At 41.9% G+C, this 20282-nt stretch carries 16 protein-coding genes; all 16 read left to right on the top strand.

What is annotated here, in order from left to right; all coding sequences use genetic code 11:
- A partial coding sequence (locus H538_RS0116170; RefSeq protein ID WP_026678502.1) for a polymorphic toxin type 30 domain-containing protein occupies positions 1-1002 on the top strand: 1002 nt, incomplete at its 5' end.
- Between the two features lie 11 nt (positions 1003-1013).
- The gene (locus tag H538_RS0116165) at positions 1014-1460 is read left to right on the top strand and encodes a hypothetical protein (RefSeq protein WP_026678501.1); all 447 of its coding nucleotides are present in this window, start codon (positions 1014-1016) and stop codon (positions 1458-1460) included.
- 332 nt (positions 1461-1792) lie between these two features.
- The gene (locus tag H538_RS24095) at positions 1793-3469 is read left to right on the top strand and encodes a methyl-accepting chemotaxis protein (RefSeq protein ID WP_081412687.1); all 1677 of its coding nucleotides are present in this window, start codon (positions 1793-1795) and stop codon (positions 3467-3469) included.
- 298 nt (positions 3470-3767) lie between these two features.
- Positions 3768-4454 carry a cell division ATP-binding protein FtsE gene (gene ftsE, locus H538_RS0116155; protein WP_026678500.1) on the top strand — a complete coding sequence of 229 codons (687 nt, stop codon included), beginning with the start codon at positions 3768-3770 and terminating at the stop codon, positions 4452-4454.
- Positions 4444-5337, top strand: a complete 894-nt coding sequence (ftsX, locus tag H538_RS0116150) for a permease-like cell division protein FtsX (RefSeq protein ID WP_026678499.1) — start codon at positions 4444-4446, stop codon at positions 5335-5337. Before ftsE ends, ftsX begins: the two co-directional genes overlap by 11 nt.
- A 53-nt stretch (positions 5338-5390) precedes the next feature.
- Positions 5391-6599 carry a murein hydrolase activator EnvC family protein gene (locus tag H538_RS0116145; RefSeq protein ID WP_026678498.1) on the top strand — a complete coding sequence of 403 codons (1209 nt, stop codon included), beginning with the start codon at positions 5391-5393 and terminating at the stop codon, positions 6597-6599.
- Positions 6600-7006: 407 nt separating this feature from the next.
- A complete protein-coding gene (gene hutH / locus H538_RS0116140; RefSeq protein ID WP_026678497.1) occupies positions 7007-8506 on the top strand; it encodes a histidine ammonia-lyase in 1500 nt (499 codons plus the stop codon).
- 280 nt (positions 8507-8786) lie between these two features.
- The gene (locus tag H538_RS0116135) at positions 8787-10217 is read left to right on the top strand and encodes a S41 family peptidase (protein WP_035351180.1); all 1431 of its coding nucleotides are present in this window, start codon (positions 8787-8789) and stop codon (positions 10215-10217) included.
- Between the two features lie 115 nt (positions 10218-10332).
- Positions 10333-11529 carry a PDZ domain-containing protein gene (locus H538_RS0116130; protein WP_026678495.1) on the top strand — a complete coding sequence of 399 codons (1197 nt, stop codon included), beginning with the start codon at positions 10333-10335 and terminating at the stop codon, positions 11527-11529.
- Between the two features lie 80 nt (positions 11530-11609).
- Complete coding sequence (locus tag H538_RS0116125) at positions 11610-11843, top strand: DUF2198 family protein (protein ID WP_026678494.1); 234 nt, start codon at positions 11610-11612, stop codon at positions 11841-11843.
- Between the two features lie 137 nt (positions 11844-11980).
- A complete protein-coding gene (gene uvrB / locus H538_RS0116120; protein ID WP_026678493.1) occupies positions 11981-13960 on the top strand; it encodes an excinuclease ABC subunit UvrB in 1980 nt (659 codons plus the stop codon).
- Between the two features lie 2 nt (positions 13961-13962).
- A complete protein-coding gene (uvrA, locus tag H538_RS0116115) occupies positions 13963-16839 on the top strand; it encodes an excinuclease ABC subunit UvrA (RefSeq protein WP_035351178.1) in 2877 nt (958 codons plus the stop codon).
- A 112-nt stretch (positions 16840-16951) separates the two neighbouring features.
- Entirely contained in the window at positions 16952-17254 is a 303-nt protein-coding gene (locus H538_RS0116110) for a hypothetical protein (RefSeq protein WP_026678491.1), read from the top strand.
- 45 nt (positions 17255-17299) lie between these two features.
- Positions 17300-18391, top strand: coding sequence for a DUF4097 family beta strand repeat-containing protein (locus H538_RS0116105; protein WP_026678490.1), 1092 nt, complete (start codon positions 17300-17302; stop codon positions 18389-18391).
- A gap of 37 nt (positions 18392-18428) precedes the next feature.
- Entirely contained in the window at positions 18429-18794 is a 366-nt protein-coding gene (locus H538_RS0116100; RefSeq protein ID WP_026678489.1) for a phage holin family protein, read from the top strand.
- Between the two features lie 118 nt (positions 18795-18912).
- Positions 18913-20243 (top strand): IS3 family transposase gene (locus H538_RS25660; RefSeq protein WP_245595249.1). Its coding sequence is split into 2 segments (ribosomal slippage): positions 18913-19285 and positions 19285-20243, totalling 1332 coding nucleotides; the frame shifts between segments, so codons are not numbered across the junction.
- Positions 20244-20282: the final 39 nt, after the last annotated feature.

Raw genomic sequence — 20282 nt, 5'->3', positions numbered from 1 at the left:
AGCATCAGACAAGCGAAACGATACAGCAATCATACAATTGAACAGCTTCACGCCTTTGATAAAGCGCAAACCGCCGCGCTGGAAACGGTAGAACACGATCTCGCCCTGATGGCAAACTATATCAAGCAGATCGGCACGGCAATCAAAAGTGGCGAAGTGAATCTTTCAAATTACTCGGTAAAACAAATCACATCATGCGAAAGCTATAATGACTTAATAGGCGACCTTGCCCAAAAGACAAATCCTTACGAAAACAAGTATAGACGCCCGGATGCGGACGAGCAATTAATCGCGGCTTCATACATAGGGGAATTGCAAAATAAAAATTTAACGAAAGAAGAATTTGAAACGCTTAAAGGGAAAGTTGAAACCGTTCATATTTTAGATGAATTGGATGAGTATGATGGAGATTATCATATATACGCAAATGGTATGATTGTTCGAGAATATAAAGATGAACATTTTAATATAAGATATGAATTTGTAGATAAAATTCGCAAAAAGAGAACAGGACGAGCTGAAGGACAAGATTCCCTGTTTGAAGGCACTCCGTTAGAACTTATCGAATATGCCGTTCCTGGAGGTCTTATAAAAACCGGTGCAACAAAACTCGGGAAAAAGGCGATTACAGGTATCGAAAAGAAGTTGGTGAAGGAATTTTCAGGGGATGCGGGTAACACCGCAGCTAACGATATCATTTCAAATATCCCTTCAAATGCCATAAAAAGAGACTTAACCCCTACAGATAATATAAAAGAAGGTGTAGAATATAAATGGAATGATGGAGGAGCCACATGGAGAGTAAGAATTCATAGTAAAGACTTGTCAGCTCCAAACGGCTCTAATGCTAGTAAAGGATGGATTATGAGGGTTCAAAGAGGGAAATGGTTTATGGATTCACAAGGGAATTGGCATAAGAGAAATTTATTAAGCCCAAATAGCCCGTTTTTTGATGAAAAAATCGCCGACCAAACACATATACCTATTAAAAAGCTACGTTAGGATGATGAATTTTGAGTGAAATAGTTTTAGAAAATTTGCAAGAAGCATTTATGTTGGATAACAATGGAAAACTAGATGCTATTTACGAGCTTTGTGATGTGTTAGAAAGTTATGAATATAAAAGCGATAATATGGAAGATCTAAATAAAATTTTGGATTTCCTTTTGGGGCACTTGGAATCTGAAAGTGATAATCAGTTAGTCGAACAAATGACGGAGGCTATCGTTTTAGCATTTATATATCAAAAAGTAACAACCTTTGATTATAGTAAGGTTGTAAAACTTTTGGAAAATTTGAATGGTAACGCCTTAGCGAATATGATAGAGATTTTAGGGTATTCAAAACAATTGAAATATTTAACTGTGCTAGAACAATATAAAACAAATGAAAATAAATTAGTAAAAGAAGCTGCACTTTTATCAATAAAACAAATTAAGAACGATGAACTGAACTTATAAAATTAGTCATTTATCGGTTTATTGTCAACTCGAGTCTTGAAAAGCGAAAGTTGAGTTTTTCTTAATTTGTTTGTTAGTTTTAGGCTAGAAGAGGAAGCAAGATCTATAGCAATAGAGGTAATAAAAGGAGTACCAGCTAGCAAAGCCGCAAAGAAGATTCTAATTAATGAATAATAAAACAGTCTTTTGAATTTTTTCCTATTCAGTATCTAATTAAGTCGATAAAACCTCCTTCATCTGTTCGATGAAAGAGGTTTTTATTTTTTATCTAGAAGTTGTTTATTTTTTGCCGATATATAAAACGGAACAATAAACGACTTCGGGGTGACGACATGAAAATTAAAACAAAGCTCAGGTGGCTCGTTCTAGTGACGATTTTGTCATTGCTTATCACGGGAGGGTACGCGGTGTACAGCAATACAAAACAAATGGCTGTCTCAAAAGAATTAACAAAAAAAGAAGAATTGAAATACAAATTAAAGCATTTGCAATATCTTCTTGCCGGTTATTCCAATGATGAAAGAGGATTTTTAGTCACCGGCGATCCACAGTACAGTAAAGAAATGACCCAAAAGAAAGCAGAACTGTTGAAAGCCTGGAAACAAATAGAACCCATGTTTCCGAAAAAAGAGGCAGGCTATTTAAATACAGGAATTTCCACTTTTTTAACGACAAGCGATAGAGTGATGCAAGCTTACAATGTCGGAGGAAAAAGTGTGGCTAAAACATTGCATTTTAATGATGAAAGAAATGTCCGCAAAAAGCTGCTCTATCCAGCATTAGAAACGCTTCAAACGAAAGTCGAGGATGACGTCAATCAGCTTGCTAAAACCAATGCAAAAACGCAAAACATTCGAAACTATGCTTATATCTGCTTAATTCTCGTTCTAATCGTCGTCAGCTCGATCATTACCCGGCTGATTTCGCGATCCATTCTTAAGCCAATTAATGCCGTTAATCGAAAATTAAAGGAAATATCCAGCGGCGAAGGCGATTTAACGCAAAAACTCGAGCTGAAATCTAAAGATGAGATGGGTGAGTTGGCCGCATCTTTTAATCACTTTATTGATTCGTTAAGAAAGCTTATTGTTAAAATTTCGGAGAGTACCGACCATGTTGCGTCATCTGCAGAACAGTTAACTGCAAGTGCGGAACAGACAAGCTATGCAACAGAACAGATTACAGAAAGCATCCAACAAGTGGCTTCCGGATCGGAAATTTCTTTGGAAAAAGCGGAGGAAAGTGCGGAGAAGATGATCGAAACAGCCCATATGTATAGCGAGATGTCGAACGAGATGGATGCAATGACCGCGCTTACCGAAACAACGGCAAAACGGGCAAAGACAGGGGGAGTATATGTACATAAGACCGTAGAACAAATGAACAAAATACAACAATCTGTCGCTCAAACGAATAATCGAATCCATACGTTAAAAGAACATTCGGACAGTATTGGCGGAATCGTCACAATAATTACGGATATTGCGAACCAGACGAATTTATTGGCTTTAAATGCCTCGATTGAAGCAGCAAGAGCAGGAGAAAGCGGCAGAGGGTTTGCCGTCGTGGCGGATGAAGTCCGGAAGCTGGCGGAGCAATCAGGAAATTCAGCGAGTCAAATCGGACGGCTGATTACAGGAATCCAGGAGGAAACGAAAATATCATTATCATCGATGGACCATGTAAAAGAAGATGTAACCTCTGGTTTGGCAGTCGTTAAGGATACGGAGGACAACTTCCGTGAAATTTTAAATGCCATTCATGAAATAGATGAAAAGATTGTCCATGTTGCGGGAGTCATAAAAAAATTGGCCGAATCGGCAGACGAATATGCGAATTCCACAGCCCATGTTGCGGAAACGGCAAAAGAGACGGCACAAAACACCCAGGAGGTTGCCGCCTCTACAGAAGAACAAATGGCATCAATGGAGGAAATTGCGGCATCCGCCCAATCTTTATCAAAACTGGCTGAAGAACTACAAAGCCTTATTGGGAAATTTAAGTTTTAACGTTGGAAAACCACTGTTCATTGGCAGTGGTTTTCAAACATAGGTAAAAAGACCTAATCCGCCCCTTGTAAATGACTATTTTTAAAAGTGGAAAGGATAAAAAATCCTCCATTTGTCACTTGTTGTAACAAAATGAAATAGAACTGTAATGATAACAATAATCGGTCAATGTTATAATATTAAGCGGTAAACAGAAAATTAGCGGATTGTGTTTAAGTTTGTCGAAAAGTTTTTTAGGTTACAAATAGACTTCTATATCAAACAAAATTTAAAGCAACAGTAGTAAGGAAGTGATTTTTTGATAGAAATGATCGATGTATGGAAAACATATCCGAACGGTGTTATGGCACTGAATGGGATCGATGTTTACATAGATAAAGGTGAGTTTGTATATGTCGTTGGCCCGAGCGGTGCAGGAAAATCTACATTTGTAAAATGCATGTATCGCGAAGAGAAACCAACAAAAGGCACCATTATGATCAACGGAACGAATTTATCGAAAATAAAAGAACGGCAAATTCCGAAGCTTCGCCGTAAAATCGGAGTGGTCTTTCAAGACTTTAAATTATTGCCGAAACTAACCGTTTATGAAAATGTTGCCTTTGCCCTTGAAGTTATTGAAGAATCTCCGAAAGCCATTCGTCAGCGCGTAATGGAGGTGCTCGACCTCGTTCATTTGAAAAATAAAGCGCGGTTCTTCCCGGATGAGCTTTCCGGCGGCGAGCAGCAACGTGTATCGATTGCCAGGTCGATCGTCAACACACCGCCAGTTGTTATTGCGGATGAACCTACGGGGAACCTTGATCCGGAGACGGCCTGGGGAATCATGGATATTTTTCAAGAGATTAATAGCCGCGGGACAACGGTGGTAATGGCAACACATAATAAAGAAATCGTGAATACCTTTAAGAAACGTGTTATCGCAATAGAAGGCGGAAGAATTGTCCGTGATGAACAGAAGGGGGACTACGGCTATGAAGATTAGAACCCTCAAACGCCACGGCGCAGAAGCATTCAAAAGCCTTGGAAGAAACGGTTGGATGACTTTTGCTTCCATTAGTGCAGTAACTGTAACTTTATTGCTAGTCGGTGTCTTTCTTACCGTACTATTAAACTTAAATAATTTAGCCCATCATATCGAAAATGATGTTGAAATTCGGGCCTATATTGACCGGACAGCGAAACAGGATAATGTTGACCAGCTTCGCGCGCAGATCGAGCAAATCCCGAAAGTAAAAGAAGTAACTTTTTTAACAAAAGAAGAAGGGCTTAAACAACTGATTAAAGATCTTGGGGATCAAGGAAAAGCATTCTCCTCCCTGGAAAAAGAAAACCCTTTGCGGGATGCGTACATTATTAAGACGAAACGGCCTCAAGACACGGTAATTGTCGCAAAGGAAGTTGAAAAGCTGAACTATGTCAAAAATGTTAATTACGGAAAAGGTACCGTTGAAAAGCTTTTTAAAGTAACGAAAGTATCACGAAACATTGGAATGGTGCTTATACTCGGACTGATTTTTACAGCGATGTTTTTGATCGCCAATACGATTAAATTGACAATCATTTCCCGGCGCAGGGAAATTGAAATAATGAAGCTTGTTGGGGCGACCAATGGGTTTATCCGCTGGCCATTCTTCATCGAAGGATTCGCGCTAGGCGTGTTTGGTGCGGTGATTCCCGTTCTTGTCATCGTATTTGGCTATCAGTTTGTCTACGATTCTGTTAGTCCGAAGCTCGCTACGATGTTCATTAAGCTAATTCCGACCTATCCGCTCGTTTTAGAGCTTTCACTATTGCTTATCCTTATTGGCGGAGTAATTGGTGTCTGGGGAAGTTTAACATCTGTCCGCAAGTTCTTAAAAGTGTAGCGCACATGACGATAAAAGAAAAAGGGGTTAGTGGATAAGGGGGAGGACTTTCATTGAATCGCAAGGTTTTAGGAGTATCATTAGCACTCAGTCTTTTTTTAAGCGGGATCGCCACATATGCCAACTATGATACTGCCCATGCCGAGTCGTTAAAAAACATCCAGAAGAAAAAGGCGGCAAATGAGAAAAAGCAAAAAGCGGCAAAAGCAAAATTAAAGGCAAATGAAGAAGATCAGGCAAAGGCAAAGGAAGAAATTAAAAAGCTTGATGCGGAAACGACAAAGACAAATGAAAAAATCCATAAAAAAGAATCCGAGATTAGCAAAGTCAAATTAAAAATCGGTGAATTGGAAAACGAAATTGATGTCGTCCAAAAACGAATTGATAAACGGGACAAGCTGTTGAAAGAGCGGGTCAGCTCTATGTATGAAAGCGGCGGCTCTGTTAAATACCTTGATGTCGTCCTCGGTTCAAAAAACTTCGGCGATTTCATTGACCGTGTATTTGCGCTTAATTTAATTGCCGACCAGGACCGGCAAATTCTTGAAGAGCATAAAGCGGATAAAAAGCTTTTAGAAGACAAAAAGCTCAAATTAGAAACGGCTTTAACCTCTCTTCAGCAAAAAATGGACGAGCTTAAAACATTAAAGAATGAACTTGAAGAAAAAGTAAAAGAGAAAAACAAGTTGATGGCTTCTCTGAAAAAGGAGCATAGCCAACTGGAAGATGATGTTGAGGAATTCGAGCATACGGCCGATTTGCTTAAAGCGCAGGAAGAGGCAATGAAAGCCGAAAAGATCCGTGCACAAATGCAAGCCGAGCGAGGGAATGTGTCCCATAGCAGCACTGGCGCAGACGCTCCTGATCTTGGAAACGGCATGTTGATGAAACCGGCAAGCGGTGTGTTTTCTTCCGGATTCGGCCACCGCGGCAGCGAATTCCATGCCGGAGTCGATATCGCGGCAAGAGGCACGGTTCCGATTTATGCTGCAGCTGACGGTACGGTCATCCGTTCCTATTATTCTACTTCTTATGGAAATTGCATTTTCATTTCACATTCGATTAAAGGGCAAGTCTATACGACGGTTTATGCCCATATGAGCTCAAGAGTCGTAAATGGCGGTTCCGTTCACAGAGGGCAGCTGATAGGGTATATGGGGAACACGGGCGCCTCGCACGGACAGCACCTTCATTTCGAACTTCATAAAGGCCCGTGGAATATGGCGAAATCCAATGCGATTGACCCAAGACCATACTTTTAATAAAGGTCTTGATCAAGCATAGGGAAAATGAATAACATGTAGCAAATTGCACATCTAGTCTAGTATAGATTAGATGTGCTTTTATTAATAAAAGAAGCGTATTGATGAGCAATCAAATAAATACGCTCCTATTATAATTGGTAAATGTTGTGACTTTTAAAAATTGGTTGACAAATCATTTTGAGTGCGTAATACTATATTCAGGTACCTTAGACGTTAGTAAGAAGTGCACTCTAGTAAATTTAATGTTTTAGATTAGTTTTATTTTTATAACATAATCGTTTAAAGCCCATAGTTTATACAGTTTATAGGGGGCTATACCAAAAGCGAATCTCTTGTTTTTGGTATAGCCCCCTTTTTGTTTTCTACCTGCAAGGCCATTTATGAATAAAAAGGAGCGATTTTTTATGTTTGTTCAGCTTGATGGAAATTCTTTAACATTTGACCAAATTGATAAAGTGATTTATGAAGGGTATCCTGTTAAAATTAGCGAGCATGCGTTAGAAAAAATTAAACAAAGCAGGGATCTAGTTGAGGAAAGCATTAAGAGCAACAAAGTGATTTACGGAGTAAACACAGGGTTTGGAAAATTTAGCGATACAATGATTTCAGAAGCCGATTTAGCCGACTTGCAAATCAATTTAATTCGAAGCCATGCCTGTGGAATCGGGGAACCGTTTTCTTCAGAGGTAAGCAAAGCGATGTTGCTATTAAGAGCGAATGCGCTGGCAAAAGGGTATTCGGGGATTCGTCTTGAAACATTGCAGCTGCTCATCGACTGTTTGAACCAAAATATTATTCCGGTCATCCCAAGTCAGGGATCACTAGGTGCCAGCGGCGATTTAGCTCCTTTATCACATATTGCATTACTGTTAGTCGGCGAAGGCGAAGCGATTTATAACAATGAAAAAATGTCGGGGGGAGAAGCGCTAAGACTGGCGGGTCTAAATCCGATAAAACTCCAGGCAAAAGAAGGCCTTGCGTTAATAAACGGAACGCAAGCGATGACGGCTGTCGGTGTGATCTCCTATATGGAAGCCCAAAGACTTGCTGATCTCGCAGACGGGGTAGCTTCTTTAACATTAGAAGGACTACGGGGAATCGTAGATGCTTTCACTCCGGAATCTCATTCAGTAAGACCTTATCCTGAACAACAAAAAGTGGCTGGAAGAATTCTTTCCTATCTTGAGGGAAGTCAATTAACAACGACTCAAGGAGAAATCAGGGTGCAAGATGCTTATTCATTGCGGTGCATTCCGCAGGTTCATGGGGCCGTTCAGCAAGTATTAAATTATGTCAAGGAGAAACTGGCGATCGAAATCAATTCAGCAACAGATAACCCATTAATCTTCTCAGATAGTGGAAACGTTATATCCGGAGGGAATTTCCACGGCCAGCCTATTGCTTTTGCTATGGACTTTCTTGGTATCGCTATTTCTGAAATCGCAAGTATTTCTGAAAGACGTATTGAACGATTGGTTAACCCGCAGCTTAATGATCTGCCCGCATTTTTAAGTGCTGATCCCGGGCTTCAATCAGGATTAATGATCACGCAATATGCTGCCGCATCGTTAGTTTCAGAAAATAAAACATTAGCTCACCCTGCCAGTGTCGATTCCATTCCGTCATCTGGCAACCAGGAGGACCATGTCAGCATGGGGACAACGGCAGCGCGCCATGCGTATCAAATTATTCAAAATAGCCGCAGGGTTCTTGCGATTGAGGCCATTTGCGCCGCTCAGGCCGCTGATATTCGAGGGGCGGAAAAACTCGCGCCAGAAACTAAAAAAATGTATTCAAAAATAAGAGAAGTTGTTCCAACGATTACAAAAGACCGTATGTTTTCGCGTGACATTGAGAAACTGGCTTCTGCCCTTAAAGAAGATGTATGCGAAGTGCTCATATGAATAGATTTAAAAAACGTTTGAAATGCAAGATTTCTTAGCTTTATTATTCATTTACTAACTTAAGGTGCTACATTTTTCTTTACCGAACATGAAATATAAGGTACTATAAAATCATTCATAATGGATACAAGCTGTTCATACAATGAAGTAGAGGTTGGACAGGAATTCCGTCCTACACTTACTTTGAAAAAGGCATCGCATCTTATGGTGTGATGCCTTTTCCTGCAAACTAAACGAGGTGAGCCTATTGAAAGTAAGGGGAAAAATTGTTGCACTTCTTATGGTTTTATCATTATTGGCAGGGGCAGGCGCCATGTATGCCGGAATGGCGATTTTCGGCGATGGGCTAACGACAGCAAAAAGCGGCGCCATTGAAAACATGCCTCCGGCCCATTCAAAAGCCGATGTTCAAAACGAGTTTAAAAAGCTTGAGCTAGCGTACAAATTAATCGAATCGAACTATTACAAAAATGTGAACTCGGATGAATTGTTGGAAGGCGCCATTCAGGGAATGATTAAAACATTAAAAGATCCTTATTCGGCTTATATGGATAAGGAGACCGCCGGACAATTCACGCAATCTCTTGAATCGTCTTTTGAAGGAATCGGGGCAGAAGTAGGCATGGTTAATGATAAAGTGACGATTATCGCTCCATTTAAAGATTCACCGGCAGAGAAGGCCGGGTTAAAGCCCAATGACCAGATCTATACGGTTGATGGAAAAAGCCTCGATGGACTGGATTTAAACAAGGCTGTTTTGAAAATACGCGGAAAGAAAGGATCCGTCGTGACGCTTGGCATTAAGCGCGAAGGGGTCCATGAAGTCATGAAGGTGAAAGTCAAACGTGACACGATCCCGATCGAAACCGTTTACTCCGACACGAAAAAGGTGAACGGCAAAACGGTAGGCGTGTTAAAAATAACATCGTTTTCTGAAAATACGGGTGAGGATTTCAAGACGAAATTAGAATCGTTAGAGAAAAAAGGCATCGATGGGTTGATCATTGACGTTCGCGGCAATCCTGGAGGGTACTTGCAGGCCGTCGAAACGATCGTTGACCAAATCATTCCGAATAAAAAGCCATCTTTGCAAATTGAAGACCGCAACGGTAAAAAACAGCGCTATTTCTCTAAATTAAAAGAGAAGAAAAGCTACCCGATTATCGGGCTCATTGATGGCGGCAGTGCTTCCGCTTCAGAAATATTGGCGGGTGCGTTAAAAGAGGCCGGCGGCTATGAACTCGTTGGCGAAAAATCTTTCGGTAAAGGGACAGTGCAAAACGCAACAGATTTTAACGACGGAAGCAACATTAAATTGACGATCGCAAAATGGCTTACGCCGGACGGAAATTGGATTCATAAAAAAGGAATCGAGCCGTCGCAAGAAGTGAAGCAGCCTCCTTATTTTTATAGCAACTTCTTAACGGTCGAAAAACCACTTGAGTTTGATATGACAGGCGAGCAAATTAAAACCGCCCAAAAAATGCTGCGCGGCCTTGGATTTGAGCCGGGACGCACGGATGGTTATTTTGATGAGAAGACAGAAACCGCTGTAACGGCCTTCCAAAAAGCGAATGATTTAAGAGCATCCGGTGTGATTGATAAAAAGACGGCGGAGCGAATCGAGGAAAAAATCATTTCGAAAGTCCGTGATGAAAAAAATGATTTGCAGCTTCAAACCGCCCTCCAGCTAATTACAGATGGCAACTAAGCTAGAAAATAAGCCGAAGCCCCGCTTCGGCTTATTTTTTTATTGTAAGTTGCTTTAGCAACTTCAACTGAAGTTTGATAGAATAGGAGAAAAGAGGCTTGTTAGGGGTGAATTTATGGTTCCATATGCGATTGGATGGCTAAAAGGAGTTGCCGGCCTATTTTTGCATCCCCTTCTTTATGTGTTTATTGGATTGGCTTTTTACATCGGATATAAACGGGTAAAGCGGGAACGGAAAGAATTTAAAGTAAAGGTGCATCCGCTGATCGATAACCTCATTCAATCCGTGCTTCCCGGGCTGTTGGTTGGCATCGTGTTTTCGACAATCGTGCTAGTTGCCGGAATTAGCATACCGATGGGTATGGTCGTGTTAATCGGGATGATGTATATTTTGCTCGGTTTGTCATTGAAAACACGTCTCATGAATCCGGCCTATGCGATCGGGCTATCAGCGCTTGTCGCCAGTTTACTGCCCGCGTTTCATACAGGCTCAAAGGCGATTGATCGCTGGATAATGGAAGTTCAGCATACGCCGATTGAGACACTTGCTTTTCTATTAGCTATGCTGCTTATCCAGGAAGCTATTCTTATTCTTTGGAAAGGGGCAAAGCGGACATCACCGCGCTTGTTCAAAGGAAAAAGAGGGCAGTTTATCGGTGCGCATGAAGCGACCCGTCTATGGCTCGTCCCGCAATTTTTACTCCTGCCTGTAGGTTCGTTCCCGCATGACGGATGGTGGCCGCTATTTAGCATGGATGCAGCGGGGTACACGATCATTCTTATTCCATTTGCGGTCGGATTCAGGCAGCTTGTTACATCTACGATGCCGGCTGAAGCGATTAAAATGACGGGTGAACAAGTATTGGCATTAGGAGTGCTTGTTTCACTTATTACCCTCGGCGGTTTTTATTTCAACCTTCCCATGCTCTCACTCATCGCAGTCATTGGCGGTATGTTATGCCGGGAGTTCATTACAATCGCCGCAAGCAAATACGATAACAAAAGGGCTTCATTTTTTGTGAAAAGAAATGCGGGGCTTCTTGTATTAGGCGTAGTCCCCGGAGCGCCGGCGGCTTCAATGGGAATTGAGATCGGTGAAGTAATCATGAAGGTGAACGGCATGCCGGTGGCGAATGAAGAGGATTTTTACAAAGCTCTGCAAATTAACGCTGCTTTTTGTAAGTTGGAAGTCCTTGATAAAAACGGGGAAATTCGTTTTGCCCAGCGTTCGCTTTATGAAAATGAACACCACAAGTTAGGGCTTTTGTTTGTCCATGAATTGGAGGATAGGAAAAGCGCTGTTGGCACATAACTCCTTTTGTTTTTATCATGAACGTATAGTATGGTTAAGAAGTGCATTATCGTATAGGAAATTGAAAGAGAGGCTTCACCATGATTTTTCAAGTCATTTTGGCGGCGCTTTTGCCGATTTTTTTTCAACTGCTTTTCAATCGCATTTTATTTTCAAAGTTTGTGCCGCTCATTATAACCGTATTGATTTTACTTTTTGCGTTTGATGGCATCCATCGCCCGCTCGCCATCGAGATCATCGCCATCGTTTCCACTGGAATCGGTTTTTGGCTCGGGCTTTTTATTTATCGAAAACAGGAGAAAAAGGTGGAGTAAGTAAAGCGTCACTCAAAAAGGGTGGCGCTTTACTTATTCGTTGAATTTCCAACGAATATTTGTTCGTAAAAATTAGGTTTTCTATAGCTGACTGTGATATAATGTCAATAGAATAGAAGAGAACGGAGGGGTTACTCTTGAGTGAAGGTTTTGAACTAGTTTCCGCCTATCAGCCGCAGGGCGATCAGCCTGAAGCAATCCGGCAGCTGGTGAAAGGAATCCAATCAGGAAAACGAAATTTAACGCTTCTTGGAGCGACCGGAACAGGGAAAACATTTACCGTATCGAATGTCATTAAAGAAATAAACAAGCCGACACTTGTCATTGCCCATAATAAAACATTAGCCGGCCAGCTTTACAGTGAATTTAAAGAGTTTTTTCCGAACAATGCAGTAGAATACTTTGTCAGCTACTACGACTATTATCAGCCGGAAGCTTATATCCCGCAATCGGATACGTACATTGAAAAAGATGCGAGCATTAATGATGAGATTGATAAACTGCGGCACTCCGCTACGAGCGCTTTATTCGAACGGAACGATGTCATCATCGTAGCGAGCGTGTCGTGCATTTACGGTCTCGGTTCCCCGGAAGAATATAAAAGCCTTGTCATCTCGCTCAGGACAGGAATGGAAAAGGATCGTGACAAGCTGCTTCGCGAATTGGTCGACGTTCAATACATTCGTAATGACATTAATTTTACGCGCGGAACGTTCCGTGTTCGCGGAGATGTCGTTGAAATTTTCCCGGCCTCCCGAGATGAACATTGTCTTCGTGTCGAGTTTTTCGGAGACGAAATTGATCGGATTACAGAGGTCGATGCCTTGACGGGGGAAATTATCGGTGAACGGACGCATGTTGCGATTTTCCCGGCCTCTCACTTCGTTACGCGGGAAGAAAAGATGAAGATTGCCATTAAGCGGATTGAAGAAGAGCTTGAAGAACGGCTAAAACAATTAAAAGAAGAAGGAAAGCTGCTTGAAGCGCAGCGCCTTGAGCAGCGGACCCGTTATGACATTGAAATGATGAGCGAAATGGGCTTTTGTTCAGGGATCGAGAACTATTCTGTCCATTTGACATTGCGCCCGATTGGCTCCACGCCGTATACGTTGTTGGATTATTTTCCCGAGGATTCGTTAATCATTATTGATGAATCGCATGTCACGTTGCCGCAAATTCGCGGGATGTACAACGGCGACCAGGCGCGGAAAAATGTGCTTGTGGAGCATGGGTTCCGTCTTCCGTCAGCAAAGGATAACCGTCCGCTGACGTTCGAAGAGTTCGAAGCGAAAAAGTTCCAGCATATCTATGTATCCGCAACTCCAGGGCCTTACGAATTGGAGCACTCTCCGAAGCCGATCGAGCAAATCATCCGTCCGACAGGCTTGCTTGATCCGGAAGTTGAAGTTCGTCCAATCAAGGGGCAAATTGATGATCTGCTTGGTGAAATTAACGAGCGGACGGCGAAAAATGAACGGGTCCTTGTCACGACATTAACGAAAAAAATGGCCGAGGATTTAACCGACTATTTAGAGGAAATGGGTGTGAAAGTCCGGTATTTGCATTCGGAAATTAAAACATTGGAGCGAATTCAAATCATCCGTGACCTTCGCCTTGGCGTCTTTGATGTTCTTGTCGGGATTAACTTGCTTCGGGAAGGGCTCGATATTCCGGAAGTTTCGCTCGTTGCCATTTTGGACGCCGATAAAGAAGGGTTCCTCCGCTCCGAACGTTCACTTATTCAGACAATTGGCCGGGCGGCGAGAAACGCAAACGGTCATGTGATCATGTATGCTGACAAAATAACGAATTCGATGAAAATCGCCATTGAAGAGACGAGGAGACGTCGCGAAACCCAGATGAAATACAATGAGAGACATAACATTACACCGCAGACGATCAAAAAGGAAGTGCGTGATGTCATCCGCGCGACCTATGCCGCAGAAGGAGCGGAAACGTACAAAACGGATGCTCCAAAGCAAAAAATGAGCAAGAAAGATCGCGAAGCCTTTATTGAACGGCTTGAAAAAGAAATGAAGGACGCAGCAAGAAACTTGCAATTTGAACGTGCGGCCGAGCTTCGTGATACGATACTTGAATTGAAGGCGGAAGGATGAGGATGTTGTCAACCAACCAGAATATTGTTGTTAAGGGAGCAAGAGCTCATAATTTAAAAAATATTGATGTGACGATTCCAAGAGATAAATTGGTTGTTGTTACAGGACTTTCCGGTTCGGGGAAGTCGTCGCTTGCATTTGATACGATCTATGCCGAGGGACAGCGCCGCTATGTGGAATCTCTTTCTGCATATGCCCGCCAGTTCCTTGGACAGATGGATAAACCGGATGTCGACTCGATTGAAGGATTATCACCTGCGATTTCGATCGATCAAAAAACGACGAGCCGCAATCCACGTTCGACGGTTGGAACAGTTACGGAAGTGTATGATTATTTGCGCCTGTTGTTCGCCCGGATTGGCCGCCCGGTCTGTCCAAAACACGGGATTGAAATTACATCCCAGACCATTGAGCAAATGGTCGATCGCATTTTAGAATACCCTGAACGGACAAAGCTGCAAATACTAGCCCCGATCGTTTCCGGAAGAAAAGGGGAGCACGTGAAGGTATTGGAGGACATTAAGAAACAGGGCTATGTCCGGGTCCGCATTGACGGTGAAATGCGGGAGGTTAGTGAAGACATTCAACTTGAGAAAAATAAAAAACATACGATTGAAGTCGTGATTGACCGTGTTGTGATTAAAGAAGGCATCTCCACGCGTCTGTCCGATTCACTGGAGACGGCGCTCCAGTTAGCGGACGGGAGTGTTATCGTAGATGTAATTGGTGAGGAAGAGCTGCTATTTTCACAGAAACATGCCTGCCCGTATTGCGGTTTTTCGATCGGTGAATTAGAGCCGCGCCTGTTTTCTTTCAACAGTCCATTTGGAGCCTGCCCTTCGTGTGACGGTCTAGGAATGAAGCTTGAAGTCGATCCAGAACTTGTCGTCCCGAATTGGAATTTATCGTTGAATGAACATGCCATTGCCCCATGGGAGCCCGTCAGTTCGCAATATTATCCACAGCTCCTTACAAGCGTATGTAATCATTACGGCATTGATATGGATGTGCCGATTAAAGACCTGCCGAAAGAGCAGATGGATAAAGTGTTATATGGAAGCGGGGACGAATACATTCATTTCCGCTATGAAAATGATTTCGGCCAAATTCGTGAAAACGACATTCAATTCGAAGGCGTTCTCGGCAATATTGAACGCCGTTATAAAGAAACAAGCTCTGACTACGTCCGCGAACAAATGGAAGGCTACATGGCGCAAAAACCATGCCCGACATGTAAGGGATACCGGCTGAAGAAAGAGGCGCTTGCTGTCCTCATTAACGGAAAACATATCGGCGAAACGACCGCCCTCTCGATTACAGAGGCAAAGGAGTTCTTTGAAAACCTGGATCTTACCGATAAAGAGCGGGCAATCGCACGGTTAATCTTGAGGGAAATTGTCGACCGTCTCGGATTTCTGGCGAATGTTGGACTGGATTATTTAACGTTAAGCCGGGCAGCGGGGACGCTTTCCGGCGGGGAAGCGCAGCGCATTCGGCTGGCGACACAGGTCGGTTCAAGATTGACAGGAGTCCTTTACATTTTAGATGAACCGTCGATTGGTTTGCATCAAAGAGATAATGATCGCTTGATCCGTACATTAGAGGAAATGCGCAGCCTTGGCAATACGCTGATTGTTGTTGAACATGATGAAGATACAATGCTTGCTGCCGACCATATTATCGACATTGGCCCTGGAGCAGGAGCCCATGGCGGTAAGATTACGGCTCAAGGATCGCCAAATGAAATTATGGATGATCCGAATTCATTGACGGGACAATATTTGTCCGGCAAAAAATTCATCCCGCTTCCTAACGAACGGCGCAAACCGGATGGCCGATATATTGAAATCGTCGGTGCGACGGAAAACAATTTAAAAAATGTGAAAGTAAAAATTCCGTTAGGCTTATTTACAGGGGTCACCGGCGTTTCTGGTTCAGGGAAAAGCACGCTCGTTAACGAAATTCTCCATAAGGCGCTTGCCCAGAAGCTTCATAAGGCAAAAGACAAGCCGGGAGCCCATAAAGCGATCAAAGGATTAGAGCATGTCGATAAAGTAATTGACATTGACCAGTCGCCGATCGGCAGGACGCCGCGTTCCAATCCGGCGACATACACCGGCGTATTCGATGATATACGCGACGTATTTTCGGCAACAAACGAGGCAAAAGTGCGCGGCTATAAAAAAGGCCGGTTTAGCTTCAATGTCAAGGGCGGACGGTGCGAAGCATGCCGTGGCGATGGAATCATTAAAATCGAAATGCATTTTCTTCCCGATGTTTATGTTCCGTGCGAAGTATGCCATGGTAAACGTTACAACCGTGAAACGCTCGAAGTGAAATATAAAGGGAAAAGCATTGCCGATATTTTAGATATGACGGTCGAGGAATCCGTGAAGTTTTTTGAAAACATCCCGAGAATTAAGCGAAAGCTTGAAACGATTTTAGATGTCGGGCTCGGGTATATTAAACTCGGCCAACCGGCGACGACCCTTTCCGGCGGGGAAGCGCAGCGCGTGAAACTTGCTTCGCAATTGCATAAACGATCAACTGGCAAGACCATTTACATTTTGGATGAGCCGACAACCGGTCTTCATGTCGATGATATATCCCGCTTGTTAAAAGTATTACAGAGGCTTGTTGATAATGGTGATTCCGTTCTCGTCATCGAGCACAATCTAGATGTCATTAAACAATGCGACTATTTAATCGATCTTGGACCAGAAGGCGGAGATAAGGGAGGCACGATTGTCGGAACCGGCACGCCGGAAGAACTTGCGGAAGTTCCTGAATCTTATACCGGCCGTTACCTTGCTCCTGTGCTAAAAAGGGACCAAAAGCGGATGAAAGCATTCATACAGGAAAAAGAATCTGTTTCTTAAGAGTAAGCACCGTGCCTTTATAAGCGGTGCTTTTCTTTACATCTTTCTTCATAAAAGCTTAAAATGTAGAGGTACTTTTGGTAGATCTTTGTAAGACAGAGGAGGGAAGACAATGTCTCCTAAATCAAGCCGAATTCTTTCGTCTCTTTGTTATTTCAGTGTTTTATTTGCGCCGTTTGTATTTTCCGTTCTCGTTTATTTATTTACCGGAGAGCCGGCTGTACAAATTCAGGCAAGAAAGGCATTCCTTTCGCATATTCTTGTACTTGTCGCCATTTCATTAGGAATTACATTCTCTGCCGAATCAGGTTTTCAAACGAAAACCATTATCATTTCCGCCATTCTTTTTGCACTCCCGGCAGTTATCGCCATCGTCTGGAATATTGTAAAAGGCGTTAAAGTATGTATACGGTAAGGTTACAACTTTAAATGGCCCCGTACGAATCGTGGAGGTGATGAAATGACTGAACGAAAAATGATTTTACAAATGTTAAATGAAGGAAAAATCACGGTAGAGGAAGCCGAACGGTTATTGCATGCAGTACACGATCCAAATCCGAAAGCCCCCCATAAGGGCAAAGAAGAAAAAAAACATTCATCTTTAGAGAAAGAACCGTCCGCAAGCCAAAAGATAGGCAAATTTATCGATCAAGTTTCCGAGCGGATCAAAAATGTTGATTTTGATTTCAATTTTGGGCCGCATGAAGAGATCCAATATGTGTTTGAGGCGAATAACGTGTCTTTTGACAGGGTCGATATTGATATTCGCAACGGCTCGATTAAAGTGATTCCGTGGGAGAAGAATGATGTACGCATCGAATGTAAAGCGGCGGTATATAAAGTTCCCGAAGAAATAACGGCTACGACGAAATTCCAAAATGAAACGTTTTTTGACTGCGAGGCGCCAAAGCTTCGATTTTATGCCAGGGATAAAACGCAAAAGGTAAATGCCGTTTTCTTCATTCCGGAAATCGAGTATGAAAACATGAAACTGACAACGTTTAACGGACCAATTAAAGTACACAATATAAAAGTAAAAGAATTAGAGACAAAATCGACGATTGGAAATTTAATCGTAGAGTCATGCACCGGCCAAAAAATACAGTCTGAAGCGAATCATGGAAGCATGACGTTAAAAGACAATCGCTGGATCGACATGTCTCTGGAAACAATCAATGGACCGGTTCGCTTTTCCGGTGAGGCAGAAAACGCGATGGCTGAAACGATCAATGGAACAATTTACTTTGAGCAGCGTTCGGTGTTAAAAGGAAATGCCCTGCTTAAAACTGTCACGGGCAAAATCGAAGCAGAATTGCCGGAAGACATTGAGCTCGAAGCCGATTTAAAAACGTATGTTGGCAGCATCCATTGTGATTTTACCGGGATGGAAATCATTGAAGAGAAAAAAGAGCTCGCTAAGAAGACACTTCACTTTATTGCCAATAAAGATACGTTCCCTAAGTATCAATTAGAAGCGGAAGCGAAAACGGGTTCGATTACTGTTTCCAAACGAAAGCTTGCTGAAATAAACGAGGATTCTTCGCTGAAATAAGCGCGTACTTATAGGAAAGTGATGTGTAGAAACTAAAATGATCAACTGGATAATCTCTGTTTTTGTCAATACGATCGTTCTTATGGTCATCGACATTATTTTCAGGCCGTCATTTCATTTGGAAAGTGTAGGCGCATGTCTGTTGGCGAGTGTCATTTTGTCGATTTTCCGCATTTTTATTAAACCGATTTTGGTCATTCTTACATTGCCGGTGACGATCGTCACGCTTGGCCTGTTTTTATTTGTTATTAACGCTATTTTGCTTGAATTGACTTCGGCAGTAATGGGAGATGCTTTTACAATTCGAAACTTTGGCATGGCACTTATCGCATCTGTCATCATTTCCGTGCTGACTTTGCTCATTCAAGAGTTTGTCGTTAAACCGCTCAGAAAAAAAGACTAAACACTATCCCTAAAATGTACCCTATAGAGTAGACACATAAAAAAAGCCTACCTATAGGGTACATTTTTGTATAATAAAGAAATACAACTAGAGAAATCAGCATGGAGACGGAGAAATTATGAGTAAAAAAATTTTTACAGAAAAAGAAGTTAAACTACTATTATCTAATCAATACGTAAAATCCGTAAGTTCAAAAGGGATCACTTATACTGATGAATTTAAGCATGTATTTATGGCTGAAAAAGAGAAGGGCAAATTTGCGAGAGAAATATTTGAAGATTGTGGGTTTGATGCTGAAATTTTGGGGACAGAAAGAATTAAATCTGCGAGTAAGAGATGGCAAAAGGCTTACAAGAAAAACGGGATTATGGGCTTACGTGACTCTAGAGCTGGGAATTCAGGGCGCCCAAGAGAAAGAGAACTTACTCTAGAGGAGACAAATGCTCGTTTAGAGGCAGAAATAAACTTATTAAAAGCAGAAAATGAACTGTTAAAAAAGATTCGTTTTGCAGAAAGGGGGATGAGGAAATAGTACTTCCCCCTAGCCAAAAGTATGTCCTTATTCGTTCGGTGATTGAAAAATATCAATTAAAACATATGGTGAAGTACCTATGTGAAATAGCAGGTGTTTCAAGAAGTGGCTATTATAATTATTTTTCAGCGAAGTCACAAGAACAAAGAAAGCGAAAAAATGAAAAAGATGAGGAAATTAAGGAGATTATTTTAAAAGCATTTCACTTCAAAAGACGTAAGAAAGGGGCACGTCAAATCAAAATGACTTTGGCGGGTCAATTTAATGTTGTCTATAATTTGAAGCGTATTCGACGTATCATGAAGAAATACGGCATTATTTGCCCCATCAGAAAGGCAAACCCTTATAAACGAATGATGAAGGCTACACAGGAACACCGAGTTGCCCCAAACCTATTGAATCGACAATTTAAGCAGGATGTACCCGGAAAAGTTCTTCTTACTGATATCACTTATTTATTTTACGGGAAAGGTCAAAAAGCTTATTTATCAACGATTAAAGATGCTTCCACCAATGAAATCGTAGCTTATAATGTTTCAGATCGCCTGACAATCGATTTGGCAACAGACACGCTAAAAAAATTAAAGAAAAATAGAAATTTCAAGAAAGCAAAAGATGCCTTAATTCACTCGGATCAAGGCTTCCATTATACACACCCTAACTTCCAAAAATCGGTGAAAAGTTTAGGGTTACGCCAATCTATGTCAAGAAGAGGAAACTGTTGGGATAATGCCCCTCAAGAATCATTTTTTGGTCATTTCAAGGATGAGGCATATATAAAGCCTTGTTCAACCTTGGATGAATTAAAACGTGAAATTAAACAATACATGACGTATTACAATCGTTACAGATACCAATGGAATTTAAAAAAGATGACCCCTGTTCAATACAGAGATCATCTTTCTAAAACTGCCTAGGCTTTTTTTAAAATGTCCTTTACAAAGGGTACACTTCAC

The sequence above is a fragment of the Fictibacillus gelatini DSM 15865 genome (genome assembly GCF_000430745.1).
GTDB classification, from domain to species: domain Bacteria; phylum Bacillota; class Bacilli; order Bacillales; family Fictibacillaceae; genus Fictibacillus_A; species Fictibacillus_A gelatini.
Note: the sequence above shows the minus strand (reverse complement) of the source record. Positions and strands in the feature narration are given on the sequence as shown.

Excerpts from the sequence above, each read along its gene's own strand:
- H538_RS24095 (WP_081412687.1), top strand. The coding sequence starts at position 1,793 with ATGAAAATTAAAACAAAGCTCAGGTGGCTCGTTCTAGTGACGATTTTG.
- ftsX (WP_026678499.1), top strand. The coding sequence starts at position 4,444 with ATGAAGATTAGAACCCTCAAACGCCACGGCGCAGAAGCATTCAAAAGC.
- hutH (WP_026678497.1), top strand. The coding sequence starts at position 7,007 with ATGTTTGTTCAGCTTGATGGAAATTCTTTAACATTTGACCAAATTGAT.
- H538_RS0116135 (WP_035351180.1), top strand. The coding sequence starts at position 8,787 with ATGGTTTTATCATTATTGGCAGGGGCAGGCGCCATGTATGCCGGAATG.
- H538_RS0116130 (WP_026678495.1), top strand. The coding sequence starts at position 10,333 with ATGGTTCCATATGCGATTGGATGGCTAAAAGGAGTTGCCGGCCTATTT.
- H538_RS0116125 (WP_026678494.1), top strand. The coding sequence starts at position 11,610 with ATGATTTTTCAAGTCATTTTGGCGGCGCTTTTGCCGATTTTTTTTCAA.
- uvrA (WP_035351178.1), top strand. The coding sequence starts at position 13,963 with ATGTTGTCAACCAACCAGAATATTGTTGTTAAGGGAGCAAGAGCTCAT.
- H538_RS0116110 (WP_026678491.1), top strand. The coding sequence starts at position 16,952 with ATGTCTCCTAAATCAAGCCGAATTCTTTCGTCTCTTTGTTATTTCAGT.
- H538_RS0116105 (WP_026678490.1), top strand. The coding sequence starts at position 17,300 with ATGACTGAACGAAAAATGATTTTACAAATGTTAAATGAAGGAAAAATC.
- H538_RS0116100 (WP_026678489.1), top strand. The coding sequence starts at position 18,429 with ATGATCAACTGGATAATCTCTGTTTTTGTCAATACGATCGTTCTTATG.